This is a genomic window from Streptomyces sp. PH10-H1 (assembly GCF_030063355.1).
Taxonomy (GTDB): Bacteria; Actinomycetota; Actinomycetes; order Streptomycetales; family Streptomycetaceae; genus Actinacidiphila.
On the sequence record NZ_JASISZ010000054.1, the window covers coordinates 1 to 12,685 of the forward strand.

Sequence of the window (12,685 nt, forward strand, 5' to 3'; positions counted from 1 at the left end):
CTTCTCCGGCCCGCCGCAGGCGTGCGCGGGGGTGTGGGCGCCGGTGGGCCCACACGTGCGCCCGGGGCGTCGTTGTACCCGCAGCCCCGCCGGAGGCGAACCGGTACCGTCAAGACAGCGGTGGCGTACGTGGCTTGGGCGGGTGGGGTGGATGGGTGTCGAGAGCGATCAGCTCGTGTACGACTACTTGAGCCGGGTCGGGGACCTGGCGCAGACGACGCTGCCCGCGGCCCAGCGCATGCGGCTCGTCGCGCAGTTGCGCAGTGATATCGACCGTGAGCGCTCCGGCGGTACCGGTGACGGGGAGAGTCCGGCCGTCGTGCGGCGGATTCTGGGGCGGCTCGGGTCTCCGAACGAGGTGGTGGAGGCCGCGGCCAGTAGGCCGCAGGTACCGGTGGAACCTGGGCCCTCGTTCCGGAAGATCCCGCAGCAGCGGGAGGACGCGCCGGGCCGGGGGGAGCCCGACTGGTGGCGGGTCAGTGCGCCGGCCGGGCCGGGGGACGAGCTGGCGGGTCTGCCCGGGATGACGGGCGGGACGCACTTCGACTTCGATGAGGACGAGGAAGAGGACGAGGAGGAGCCGGAGGCTCTGGAAGAGGCGGCGGAGGACGAGGCCGAGGTCTATGAGACCGAGCCGCGTCGTCGGTGGCTGCCGCGCCGCCGGGGGCGGTCGGTGCGGGAGCGGCGGACCGGCCCGTTGCTGCTGCTGGCCGGGATCCTGCTGGTCGCGGGGGCGGTGATCGGGTCGTGGATTCCGCTGGGACTGGGCTGGCTGCTCGCGTACTTCTCCCGTCAACTGTCCCGCAACCAGGCGAAGTTCGCGGTGTTCGGCATTCCCGGAATGGTGGCGGGCGGCCTGCTCGTATGGCTGTGGGGACGGACCGCGGGCCGGTGGGGCGAGCCGGTCGCGCAGGGGACGATGGGGCAGGCGCTGGTGGACGCGCTTCCGGTGGTGGTCCGGGTGGCGGCCGTCGGTTCCGCGCTGTACCTGTTCTGGCGGAGCCGACGCGTCTGATCCCGTCCGATCCCCGGCCGGCCCGCGAGGGTCCGCCGGCGGGTGGGGCGAGAATGGCGGGTATGGCTACCGTTTCGACCGTTCCCGGTGTTCCGCAGCTCACTGTCGGTTTCGACCTGGACATGACGCTCATCGACTCCCGCCCCGGCATCAAGGCCGCGTACGACCGGCTGTCCGCGGAGACCGGCGTCTTCATCGACTCCGAACTGGCCGTCACCCGTCTCGGGCCACCGCTCGACGAGGAGCTCGCCCACTGGTTCCCGGCGGGGCGGATCCCGGAGATCCTTGACCGTTACCGCGAGCTCTACCCGGACTACGCGATAGAGCCGACGCCCGCGCTCCCCGGCGCCCGCGAGTCCGTCGACGCCGTGCGCGCCGCGGGCGGCCGGGCGGTCGTCGTCACGGCCAAGCACGAGCCCAACGCCAAGCTCCACCTCGCTCACCTGGGCATCGAGGCCGAGGTACGCGGCTGGCTGTGGGCCGAGGCCAAGGCGGAGGCGCTGCTCGAATACGGCGCCTCGGTCTATGTGGGCGACCACACGGGCGATGTGCGCGGCGCCCGCACCGCGGGCGCGCTCTCCGTCGCGGTCGCCACCGGACCCTGCGACGCGGCGGAACTGCGCGCCGCCGGCGCGGATGTGGTGCTGGACAGTCTCACCCAGTTCCCCGGCTGGTTCGCGTCCTACGCGCCCGCCGACGTCTGACGCTTCTGCGCCAGGGCGGAGCGCAGCAGCCCGCCCAGCGCCAGCGCGAAACCGACGCCCATCAGCATCGACACCAGATAGGCGGGTGTCGGCAGCGGGTCGGAACCGAGGACCAGCGGAGCCATGGTGGCCAGCGTGCCCACGGCGCCCACGAAGAAGACGATCGCGCCGACGCGCACCAGGAGGTCGCCGGCCCCACGGCTTTCGGACGTTGCGGGGGTCGTCCCCCGGGGGAGAGGTGTGTTGGTCACCCGACCAGGGTAGATCGGGTCGAGAGAGATGGGGGACCACGGCGTCTTGTCACCGGCCACCGGGCCAATAGGCTGGTAGCAACAGCAGGTCTGCTCGTACGGGCCTGCCGCACTGCTATTCAGGGCCCTTTTCAGGGCTTTACGAGCGATGAGGACGAGGTCGGACGTGCCTACCGGCAAGGTCAAGTGGTTCAACAGTGAGAAGGGCTTCGGCTTTCTCTCCCGCGACGACGGCGGCGACGTCTTCGTGCACTCGTCGGTGCTGCCCGACGGGGTGGCCGCGCTCAAGCCCGGCCAACGCGTGGAATTCGGCGTCGTGAACGGACAGCGCGGCGAACAGGCGCTCTCCGTCACGCTCCTCGAACCCGCCCCGTCCGTCGCGGCCGCGCAGCGCCGCAAGCCGGACGAACTGCTGCCCATCGTCCAGGACCTCACCACGCTCCTGGAGGACGTGGCGCGCTCACTGCAGCGCGGCCGGTACCCGGAGAAGACCCACGGTCACAAGATCGCGGGCGTGCTGCGGGCGGTGGCCGACCAACTGGACGTGTGACGGCAGCGGCGACGTGTGACGACAGCAGGTCAGAACGTCAGCAGCAGTCAGAACGTCAGCGCGTCGGGGCCGAGGGGTGGTACCAGCCCCTCGGCCGCCGCGCGGGTGAGCAGTCCGCGGACGGCCGCGTAGCCGTCCGGGCCCAGATCGGCCGTGAACTGGTTCACATAGAGCCCGATGTGCTGGTCCGCGACCGCCGGATCCATCTCCTGCGCGTGCGCCAGCACATAGTCGCGCGAGGCCGTCGGATCGTCCCACGCCATGCGCACCGACGTACGGATGGCGTCCGTCAGCGCGTGCAGCTTCTCGGCGCCCAGCGACCGCTTCGCGATGATCGCGCCCAGCGGGATCGGCAGGCCGGTCGTGTCCTCCCAGTGCTCGCCCATGTCGGCGAGCTTGTGCAGCCCGTACTGGTGATACGTGAAGCGCGCCTCGTGGATGACCAGCCCCGCGTCCACCCGGCCGTCCCGCACCGCGGGCATGATCTCGTGGAACGGCAGGACGACGATCTTGCCGACCCCGCCCGGCACCTCGGCCGCCGCCCACAGCCGGAACAGCAGGTACGCCGTCGAGCGCTCGCTCGGCACCGCGACCGTCCTGCCGGCGAGGCTCATGGGCTCCCGCGTCAGCACCAGCGGGCCGCAGCCACGGCCCAGCGCGCCGCCGCACGGCAGCAGCGCGTACTCGTCCAGCACCCACGGCAGCACCGCGTACGACACCTTCAGCACGTCGTAATCGCAGTCCGCGCCGCGCTCCGCCAGCGCGTTGGTGATGTCGATGTCCGCGAACGTCACATCCAGGGCGGGCGCGCCCGGAACCAGGCCGTGCGCCCACGCGTGAAAGACGAAGGTGTCGTTCGGGCAGGGCGAGTACGCGATTCTCATATCAATTCCTCAACAGCGAGTACCGCCGGCAGCTTCCCGAAGGCCACGGTCAGCGCGGCCAGCGCGTCCCCGATCCGCCAGGCCGCGCGGTCGCGCGGGCCCACCGCATTGGACACCGTACGGATCTCCAGCACCGGTACGCCGTGCGACGCCGCGGCCTCCGCGACGCCGAACCCCTCCATCGCCTCCGCGACGGCCCCGGGGTGGCGGCCCGCCAACTCGGCGGCCCGCGCGGCGCTTCCGGTCACCGTCGACACCGTCAGGACCGGCCCGTGGACCGCGCCCAGCGCCCGCGCCACGGCCGCGCTGAGCGCGGCCGGCGGCCGGTGCTCGCTGACTCCGAAGCCCAGTTCCGCGACCGGCAGGAACCCGTCGGGCGTCTGCGCGCCCAGATCCGCCGCCACGATCGTCTCCGCGACGGCCACCGATCCCACGGGCGCGGCGGGCTGGAAGCCGCCGCCGATCCCGGCGGAGACCACCAGGTCGTACGGGGCCGGTGAGCGGGTCAGCGCGGTGGCCGTTCCGGCCGCCGCGGCGGCGGGACCGATCCCGGCGGCGATCACATCGGTGTGGACCCCGGTGTGCCCGGCGCCGCGCAGCCCGGCGGCCACGGCATCCCGTTCCGCCGCCACCGCGGTCACGACCAGCAGGCGCATCGCCGGAATCCCGTTACGCGGCCTTCTCCAGCTTGAACTGCCAGACACCGAACGCGTTCTCGGCGGTGGCGTCGGGGCTCCCCACGATGTTGAGCGTGGCGTTCTTGAGGGGGATACTGCTGCCGGTCTGCGGGTCATGGGCCGTGAAGAGCCCGGCGGACTCGCTGATCGTCCAGTACGTCTCGCCCTTCAGCACGTCCGTCTTCTGGCTCACACCGGAGGCGATCAGCCAGCCCTTGTCACCGATGGACGGGTCGACACCGACCCGCACTTTCTCACCGGGCTTGATCTTGAGCGTGTGCTCGGGGGTGGCTCCCAGGCACGCGATGAAGATCGCGCTCGGCAGCTTCTTGCCCTTGGCGTAGCACTTGGCAGTGGCCTCGGTGGTCACGGTCTTGGTGCCCACGGTCACGGTTGCCAGCGGGGTCGGCTTCTCACACGCGGTGAGGGCGACCAGCCCGAGGGACACGGCACCGAGGGCGGCGGCAGCGCGGCGAATGCTCATGGAAGTGAGGCTACCGGGCGGTTGCCTCCACGCCGCGCGGGGGTACGGCGTGGCGTCCCGCGCGGCCCGCAACGCGGCCGCAGGGGTGGACCCGGCCCCCGACCGCGTGGCGTTCCGCTCACGCGACGCGCGGTCGCGCCGTGCCGCGCCGGGCCGCGCCCATCAGGCCGCGCACCGACAGGGCGAAGCCCACCAGTACCAGCCCGGCCGCCACCGCCATCCCCAACGAGCCGATCAGCGGCAGCACTATGCCGAGGCCGCCCCCGACCACCCACGACAGCTGCAGGGCCGTCTCCGAGCGGGCGAACGCCGAGGTGCGGACGGATTCGGGGACATCGCGCTGGATCAGCGCGTCCAGCGACAGCTTGCCCAGCGCCTGCGCGATCCCGGCCACCGCAGCGACCGCCGCGACCGTCACCGTGTCGTACATGACCGCGGCGACCGTCGCCGCGGTCACCGCGCCGATCAGCGCCATCGCGATGATCATCTCCGGGCCGCGGGACTTCAGCCACGCCCCCAGCGCGGTCCCCAGCGCGTTGCCGCCGCCCGCCGCGACCACCACCACACCCAGCGAGAACGCCGGGGTCAGCCCGCCCAGCGGGTGCTCGCGCAGCAGGAACGCCAGAAACATCGTCAGGAAGCCGGACAGCGCGCGCAGCCCGGAATTCGCCTGCAGCGCGTGCACCACGGACGACCCGACGCCCAGCAGCCCCGGCTTGCGGCCGGTCCCTTGCAGACCGTCACCCGGCAGCCCGGAGCCCGGCGCGTCGATGCCGTCACCCTCGCCGCCGGTGGCTTCGAGTTCGGCGAACCGCGCCTTCGCCTCACCCTTCGCCGAGTCGACCTTGTGCGGCAGCGACATCGACAGCAGCGCCCCGCCCGCGAACACCACGAACGCCCCGTAGAGCGGCCACTGCGGCCCGATCATGTGCAGCCCGGCACCGATCGGCGCCGCGACCGCCGTGGCCAGCAGACCGGCCAGTGTGACCCGGGAATTCGCCTTCACCAGGGTCGTCCGCCCCGGCAGCAGTCTCGGCACGACGGCGCTGCGCACCACTCCGTACGCCTTCGACGCCACCAGCACGCCCAGCGCCGCCGGATAGAGGCCGAGACCCGCCGTCGTCACCACCGACGCCATCGTCCAGGCCAGTACCGCCCGCGCCAGCATCGCCATCGCCATGGCCGCCCGGCGGCCGTGCGTCAACCGGTCGAGCAGCGGGCCGATCACCGGCGCGAGCAACGCGAATGGCGCCATCGTGACCAGAAGATAGAGCGCCACCCGGCCGCGCGCCTGGCCGGTCGGTACCGAAAAGAACACAGTGCTGGCGAGCGCGATCGTGATCAACATGTCGCCGGCGGAATTCACCGCATGCAGTTCGATGAGTTTCGCGAGGCCGGACTCGCCCGCTCCGTGGGCGTGCGTGGACCGCCGGATACGCCGGCGCACGGCCCCGCCGGACCGCCGCGCCGCACTCACCAGGGCGCGTCCGGCCCTGCGAATCGGCCCCGGGCCGGACGTAGCTGCACGAACCACGATGGCCATCCTGCCCCAAATGAGCAGCCTGTCACCCCCTCCTTTGCGCACGCGGTGCGCACGGGTAGCGTGCGATCGCGCAGAATGGGTGCCAACAGGTGCGCCCGAGGTCGTTCGGGTAGGGAAAGAAGCGTCGACGCGGTCCGCAGGTCCGCTCCGTTCCGGCCCCCGCCCGCCTCCGGCGGCGCACACGTGAGACGGCGTAACGGAGAGAATCGATTCTTGTGAGTGCTGCGATGCGAAGCCGTACCCCAGACCGCCTGTGCGCCGAGGCGGTCGCGTTCGCGCTGACTGTGACCGAGGAGGCCGCCGGGCCGCAATCGGTCGGCGAGCATCTCGGCGTCGTCGCCGAGGGCGACCGTGTCGTCACTCACTACTTCGCCTGCAAGGAACCCGCGTATCGCGGGTGGCGCTGGGCCACCACGCTCACGCGGGCCTCGCGCGCCAAGAACATCACGATCGACGAGACCGTGCTGCTGCCCGGCGACGACTCCATCCTCGCGCCCGAGTGGGTCCCGTGGAGCGAGCGGCTCCGACCGGGTGACATGGGGCCCGGCGACCTGCTCCCGACCGAGTCGGACGATCTGCGGCTCGAACCCGGCTGGAGCGGCGAGGACGCGCCGCTGCCGAACTCCATCGTGTCGGAAGAGCTCGCCGACGTCGTCGAGGCCGAGGACGCCGAGCTGTCCGGCCCTGCGGCCGCGCTTCCTGCCATTGGCAGCATCGGTGCCATCGCCGGGGAAATCGGCATGGGCCGGCGCCGTGTTCTCTCGCGGTACGGCCTGCACGCCGCCGCGGACCGTTGGGAAGAGGAGTTCGGGCCCAAGACCCCGATGGCCCAAGCCGCGCCGGCCAACTGCCTCAGTTGCGGCTTCTTCGTCCCGATCGCCGGATCGCTCCGCCAGGCGTTCGGGATCTGCGCGAACGAATTCTCGCCGGCGGACGGGCGTGTCGTGTCGCTTGGGTACGGCTGCGGGGGCCACTCCGAAGCGGCGGTGATGCCGAAGCCGATGGCGCCGGCGCCGATGACACTCGACGAGATCAATGAGGTCGATCCGCTGGTGCTGCATCCGGATCGGCAGGGGTCGGTGGAGGAGTCGACGCCGGCTGAGGAGCTCGGTCACTCCTGAGAGTGCCGTTAGCGGGCCACCGGTGGGTGGGGCACATGGGGTGGCCCGCTCGGGGGATCAGCCGGCCCCGGCCCACAACCCGCCGCAGGCGCGACGTACCCGCAACCGTGCCGGAGGCGCGCGGTACCTTCCCCTGGCAGGGGATTCGTAGAGGCGAGGAGACACCGACGTGAGCGGCGCAACGGCGGTACGGGAACCAGGCGGCGGGGCGGCTGCGGACCCGTTCGGGACGGGGCGGCTGCGGCGTGGAGTGCTGGACGCGTGGGCGGCGTCGGCGGCGCGGTTCAGGGAGGACGCGAACGCCGAGGAGGATCTGGCGCTCGGCGGGTACCGGGACCGGCTCGTCGTCGAGCTGGCGCAGAACGCGGCGGACGCGGCGGTACGGGCGGGAGTGCCCGGCCGGCTGCGGCTGACGCTGCACGCGGCGCAGGGCGACAGCCCGCCGGTGCTGGCGGCGGCGAATACGGGGGCGCCGCTGGACGCGGCGGGTGTGGAGTCGTTGTCGACGCTGCGGGCGTCGGCGAAGCGGGAGGACGCGGAGGCCACCGTCGGCCGGTTCGGCGTGGGGTTCGCGTCGGTGCTGGCGGTCAGTGATGAGCCGGCGGTGGTCGGCAGGGGCGGCGGCGTGCGGTGGTCGCTCGCGGAGGCCAGGTCGCTGGCGGCGGAGACTCCGGGGCTGGCCGAGGAGCTGCGGCGCAGGGACGGGCATGTGCCGCTGCTGCGGCTGCCGTTCCCGGCGGAGGGTTCGGCGCCGGAGGGGTACGACACGGTCGTGGTGCTGCCGCTGCGGGACGGCGCGGCGGAGGATCTGGCGGCCCATCTGCTGGCGGGGATCGATGACGCGCTGCTGCTGACGCTGCCGGGGCTGGCGGAGGTCGTGGTCGACACGCCGGATGGCGTAAGGACGCTGACGCAGCGTCGGGAGGACGGGACGGTCCTCGTCGAGGACAGCGCGGCGGGTGCCGTGACCCGGTGGCGGGTGGCCGCGGCGGCGGGCGCGCTGGAGGCGGGGCTGCTGGCGGACCGTCCGGTGGAGGAGCGGCTGCGGCCGGTGTGGTCGGTGACGTGGGCGGTTCCGGTGGGCGGGGACGGTGCGCCGGTCCGGCCGCGTACGGCGGGTGTCGTGCACGCTCCGACGCCGACGGATGAGCCGCTGGGGCTGCCGGCGCTCCTGATCGCGTCGTTCCCGATGGATCCGACGCGGCGGCACGCGGCGCCGGGCCCGCTGACGGATTTCCTGGTGGCGCGGGCGGCTGAGACGTATGTGGGGCTGCTGGGCGACTGGCAGCCGGTGGGTGTGGGCATCGTGGATCTGGTGCCGGGCCCGCTGGGCAAGGGGGAACTGGACGCGGAGCTGCGCCGTCAGGTGCTGGCGGGCCTTCCGCGTACGGCCTTCCTGCCGCGGGCGGCCGTGCTGCCGCCTCGTGGCGGCGGTGACGCGCCCGAGGTGGCGGAGGGCAGGTGGGACGGCGGCGTCGGCGGTCTGGTGGGCGAGCGCGAGGCGTTGCGGCCGGTCGAGGCCGAGGTGGTGGAGGGTGCGCAGGCGGAAGCCGTCAGCGTGCTGGCGGAGGTGTTTCCGACGCTGCTGCCGGCGAGTCTCGAGCGCCGGCCCGAGCTGCGCGCGCTGGGCGTGGCGCGGCTGTCGCTGGCCGACGCCATCGACCGGCTCGCGGGTGCCGAGCGCCCGGCGGCCTGGTGGCGCAGGCTGTACGACGCGCTGGCCGGGACGGATCCCGACCGGCTGACGGGCCTGCCGGTGCCGCTGGCCGACGGCCGGACGGTGGTGGGTTCGCGCCAGGTGCTGCTGCCGTTGCCGGACGGCGAGGTGGATCTCGCTCCGCTGGCCCGGCTGGGGCTGAAGGTGGCCGATCCGGATGCGGTGCACCCGCTGCTGGAGAAGCTGGGCGCGCTGGCCGCGACGCCGAATGCCGTCCTGACGACCCCGCAGGTGCGGGCGGCCGTCGCCGGATCGCTGGACTCGGGGGAGATCTGGGACGAGGACGGCCTGGACGCCGATGAGCTGGCCGAGGTGGTGCTCGGTCTGGTGCGGGCGGCGGGTCTCGCGCCGGGCGACGAGCCGTGGCTCGGGGCGCTGGCCCTGCCCGACGACGAGGGTGAACTGGTGCCGGCCGGGGAGCTGGTGTTCCCGGGCAGCGCGCTGGAGCAGGTCCTGCGGGAGGACGAACTCGCGCCGGTTGCACAGGAGTTGGCCGACAAATGGGGCGAGCAGCCGCTGACAGCCGTGGGCGTGCTCGCGACGTTCGCCCTGGTGCGCGCGGCGGACGTGGTGCTGGACCCGGACGAGCTGGAGCCGCGCGAGAGCGACTGGGCCGAGCCGGACGACGTCGGTCTGCTGGACGCCGTCGACGTATGGTGCGAGGACGTGCTCGACCGGCTGCCGGACACGGATGTGCCGCCGGTCGCCACCGAGATCGTCGCGATCCGGGATCTCGATCTGGTCGACGACGACGCCTGGCCGCAGGCCCTGGCAATGCTGTCGCGGCCGCCGCTGCGCGACGCGATCACCGCGCCGGTGCGGGTCCTGCTGCCGGACGGTACGACCGAGTCGGTCCGCGCGTACTCGGCCTGGTGGCTGCGCGACCACCCGGTGCTGGACGGCCGCCGCCCGGTCGGTCTGCGGGCCGCCGGGGGCGATCCGCTGCTCGCGGGGCTGTACGACGAGGCCGACGTGGACGTGGACGAGCAGGTGCTGCGTGCGCTGGGCGTCCGTACGTCGGTGGCCGCCCTGCTCGACGAGCCGGGCGGCGCCGCCGAACTGCTGTCGCGGCTGGCGGACCCGGACCGGCCCGTGACCTCCGCTCAGCTGGTGCGGCTCTACGCGGCGCTGGCCGATCTCGACCCGGGCCAGGTGACGCTGCCGGACGAGGTGCGGGCCGTCGTGGACGGCGAGGTCTGTGTGGTGGACGCGGCGGACGCGCTCGTCGCGGATTCCCCCGACCTGCTGCCGCTGGCCGGAGGACAACCGCTGCTGCCCGTGCCGCCGCACCGGGCGGGGGATCTGGCGGAGCTGTTCCAGGTCCGCCGGCTGAGTGAGGCGTACGACGCGCAGGTGGTCTCCGAGGGGGAGACCCATGAGGTCCCCGCGGCCGTGCGCGAGCTGCTGCCGCGGGCTCCCCTGTCGTATGTCGAGCACGAGGAGCTCGTGGTGGCGGGCGGTACGGAGCTGGACTGGCGCTACGTGGACGGCGTCCTGCACGCGGCGACGACGGAGGGTGTCGCGGCCGGTCTCGCCTGGGCCGCGGGGCAGTGGCAGCACCGCTTCGAACTCGCGGCGCTGCTGGAGGACCCGTCCCGTACGGAGGAGCTGGCCACGGCCCGCTGGTTCGACTAGCCCGAGTCCGATGCGAGGGGTCGTTCGCGATCGGCCGGGCACGCCCGCCCGCCGCGGGCGGCCGCTCGCCTCAGTTGCCCGAGGCGAGCCTCGCGGCCTGGCTCCGGCCCACCTCGGCGGCGCGGCGGAGGTAGTCGGCGATGACGTCGAGGTCGTGGTCGCTGTACCCGTCGAGGACCTCGGTGAAGGCCTCACCGGGCTCGTCCCAGGCCTCCGCGAACCTGCTGAGCGAGTCCGGCGCCAGCGCGACCAGCGCGCGCCTGCGGTCGCCGGGATCGGCGGTCCGCACGACGAGTCCGGCCTTCTCCAGCCGGTCGACGAGCCGGGTGGCGGAGCCGGCCGTGAGGCCGGTCAGTTCGGCGATCCGGCCGGTGCTCAGCGGTTCGGGTTCCATGCCGAGCAGACCGAGGCACTGGAGATCGGTGGGGTGCAGGCCGAGGTGGTCGGCCATGGCCTGGTTGAAGACCGTCCAGGCCGCGTAGTGGCGCTGGCTCTCGTCGGCGATCCGGGCGAGCAAATCTTTTCGGCTTGACATCGGGTCCTTCTTGCTCCAAATTTATGTGTGTTACGCAACATCTGCGCGGCGCAATCTGATCGCCGCGGTTGCATCCTACGCGGCGACTGCCGCGCCCTTCTCTCCGAAAGACCCGCTCTCATGTCCACGCTCACGATCTCCCCTGCCCCGGCCGCCCCGGCCGTCTCCCCGAAGCGCCGGTGGGCCGTCCTCGCCGTCATCCTCATCGCCGACGTCCTGGACCTCCTCGACGCGACGATCACCAACATCGCGGCACCCACCATCAGCAAGGACCTGAACGGCGGCGCCGCCCTCATCCAGTGGCTCGGCGCCGCCTACGCCCTCTCCCTCGGCGTGCTCCTCGTCGTCGGCGGACGCCTCGGCGACAAGTACGGCCGCCGCCGCGTCTTCCTCATCGGACTCACCGGCTTCACGGTCGCGTCCATCGCCTGCGGCCTCGCGTTCAGCCCCGCCTCGATCATCGTCGCCCGCCTCCTCCAGGGTGCCTTCGGCGCCCTGCTGATCCCGCAGGGCTTCGGCATCCTCGGTGCCGTCTTCCCCCGCGACCAGATCGGCAAGGCGTTCAGCGCCTTCGGCCCGACCCTCGGCATCTCCGCCGTCGGCGGCCCGATCCTCGCCGGCTTCCTCATCGACGCCGACATCGCCGGCTCCGGCTGGCGCTCCATGTTCCTCATCAACATCGTCCTCGGCGGCATCGCGATCATCGCCGCCGTCCGGCTCCTGCCGAAGGACACCGGCGACTCCGCCACCGTCGTCGACGGCATCGGCTCCGGTCTGCTGGCCGGCGCCATGCTCGGGCTGCTCTACGGCCTGATCGACGGCTCCTCCAACGGCTGGACCCCCGTCCCGTTCCTCTCCCTCGCCGGCGGCCTCGTCTTCTTCGCCCTGTTCTGCCACCGCCAGCGCACCGCCGCCAACCCGCTCATCCAGCCGTCCCTGCTCAAGAACCGCGGATTCACCTCCGGCCTCGTCCTCGGCATCGTCTTCTTCGCCGCCAACGCCGGCCTGCTGTACGTCCTCTCGCTCTTCCTGCAGAACGGCCTGGGCTACACGCCGATGCGCGCCGCGCTCGGCCTCGCTCCGGTCGCCGCCGGTATCGTCGTCGCCTCCATCGCCTGCTACCAGCTCGTCGGCAGGCTCGGACGCGACCTCGTCCTCATCGGCCTGCTGATCACCCTCATCGGCACCGGCTGGCTGCTCGCCCTCGTCCACGCCTACGGCACCGGCATCGGCGCCTGGGGTCTCCTCACCCCGGTCCTGATCATCGGTCTCGGCATGGGCACCTGCTTCGGCACCATCTACGACGTCACCATCGGTGACATCGACCCCAAGGAAGCCGGCAGCGCCAGCGGCTCCCTCAGCGCCGTCCAGCAGCTCGCCAACGCCATCGGCGCGGCCGTCGTCACCACGGTCTACTTCAAGACCCTCGCCTCCGACGACGAGGCCCACGCCATGACCTACAGCCTCATCGTCGTCGCCTGCGTCGCGCTCCTCAGCACCGGTCTCGTGTGGCTGATGCCGCGCAACGCGCAGCCCGACGACCACCACTGACACCAGCCCGGAAGACCC

The 12,685-nt window shown here is 72.7% G+C and carries 12 protein-coding genes; 6 read left to right on the forward strand and 6 right to left on the reverse strand.

The genetic code is table 11. The annotated features are described in order from the left end of the window. The first annotated feature begins 151 nt into the window (after nt 1-151). Both QMK24_RS27675 and QMK24_RS27680 read left to right on the forward strand, forming a co-directional pair. Complete coding sequence (locus QMK24_RS27675) at nt 152-1,015, forward strand: hypothetical protein (RefSeq protein WP_283469518.1); 864 nt, start codon at nt 152-154, stop codon at nt 1,013-1,015. A 53-nt stretch (nt 1,016-1,068) separates the two neighbouring features. Further along, nucleotides 1,069-1,719, forward strand: coding sequence for an HAD family hydrolase (locus QMK24_RS27680; RefSeq protein ID WP_502962673.1), 651 nt, complete (start codon nt 1,069-1,071; stop codon nt 1,717-1,719). On the opposite strand, the gene QMK24_RS27685 is transcribed toward QMK24_RS27680, so the two are convergent. Next, complete coding sequence (locus QMK24_RS27685; RefSeq protein ID WP_283469520.1) at nt 1,698-1,970, reverse strand: hypothetical protein; 273 nt, start codon at nt 1,968-1,970, stop codon at nt 1,698-1,700. The two genes, QMK24_RS27680 and QMK24_RS27685, sit on opposite strands and share 22 nt — an antisense overlap. A 166-nt stretch (nt 1,971-2,136) precedes the next feature. Between QMK24_RS27685 and QMK24_RS27690 the strand changes: the two genes are divergently transcribed. Next, nucleotides 2,137-2,520, forward strand: a complete 384-nt coding sequence (locus QMK24_RS27690) for a cold-shock protein (RefSeq protein ID WP_283469521.1) — start codon at nt 2,137-2,139, stop codon at nt 2,518-2,520. A gap of 47 nt (nt 2,521-2,567) precedes the next feature. On the opposite strand, the gene QMK24_RS27695 is transcribed toward QMK24_RS27690, so the two are convergent. From QMK24_RS27695 to QMK24_RS27710, 4 genes are all read right to left on the reverse strand, one after another. Continuing rightward, nucleotides 2,568-3,404 carry a 1,4-dihydroxy-6-naphtoate synthase gene (locus tag QMK24_RS27695; RefSeq protein WP_283469522.1) on the reverse strand — a complete coding sequence of 279 codons (837 nt, stop codon included), beginning with the start codon at nt 3,402-3,404 and terminating at the stop codon, nt 2,568-2,570. Beyond that, nucleotides 3,401-4,060 carry a futalosine hydrolase gene (locus QMK24_RS27700; RefSeq protein ID WP_283469523.1) on the reverse strand — a complete coding sequence of 220 codons (660 nt, stop codon included), beginning with the start codon at nt 4,058-4,060 and terminating at the stop codon, nt 3,401-3,403. The genes QMK24_RS27695 and QMK24_RS27700 overlap by 4 nt, the downstream gene beginning before the upstream one ends. A 13-nt stretch (nt 4,061-4,073) precedes the next feature. Continuing rightward, nucleotides 4,074-4,565 (reverse strand): hypothetical protein, encoded by a 492-nt coding sequence (locus QMK24_RS27705; RefSeq protein ID WP_283469524.1) that lies wholly within the window; start codon nt 4,563-4,565, stop codon nt 4,074-4,076. A 118-nt stretch (nt 4,566-4,683) separates the two neighbouring features. Continuing rightward, the gene (locus tag QMK24_RS27710) at nt 4,684-6,108 is read right to left on the reverse strand and encodes an MFS transporter (RefSeq protein WP_283469525.1); all 1,425 of its coding nucleotides are present in this window, start codon (nt 6,106-6,108) and stop codon (nt 4,684-4,686) included. Between the two features lie 227 nt (nt 6,109-6,335). Between QMK24_RS27710 and QMK24_RS27715 the strand changes: the two genes are divergently transcribed. After that, nucleotides 6,336-7,229: a DUF3027 domain-containing protein gene (locus QMK24_RS27715; RefSeq protein WP_283469526.1), complete on the forward strand. Its 894-nt coding sequence runs from the start codon at nt 6,336-6,338 to the stop codon at nt 7,227-7,229. A gap of 169 nt (nt 7,230-7,398) precedes the next feature. Further along, nucleotides 7,399-10,581, forward strand: coding sequence for a sacsin N-terminal ATP-binding-like domain-containing protein (locus QMK24_RS27720; RefSeq protein WP_283469527.1), 3,183 nt, complete (start codon nt 7,399-7,401; stop codon nt 10,579-10,581). Nucleotides 10,582-10,651: 70 nt separating this feature from the next. Here QMK24_RS27720 and QMK24_RS27725 read toward each other — a convergent pair whose 3' ends face one another. After that, complete coding sequence (locus QMK24_RS27725) at nt 10,652-11,116, reverse strand: MarR family winged helix-turn-helix transcriptional regulator (RefSeq protein ID WP_283469528.1); 465 nt, start codon at nt 11,114-11,116, stop codon at nt 10,652-10,654. Between the two features lie 120 nt (nt 11,117-11,236). Here QMK24_RS27725 and QMK24_RS27730 point away from each other — a divergent pair, with 120 nt between their 5' ends. Continuing rightward, complete coding sequence (locus tag QMK24_RS27730; protein WP_283469529.1) at nt 11,237-12,667, forward strand: MFS transporter; 1,431 nt, start codon at nt 11,237-11,239, stop codon at nt 12,665-12,667. Nucleotides 12,668-12,685 lie beyond the last annotated feature (18 nt).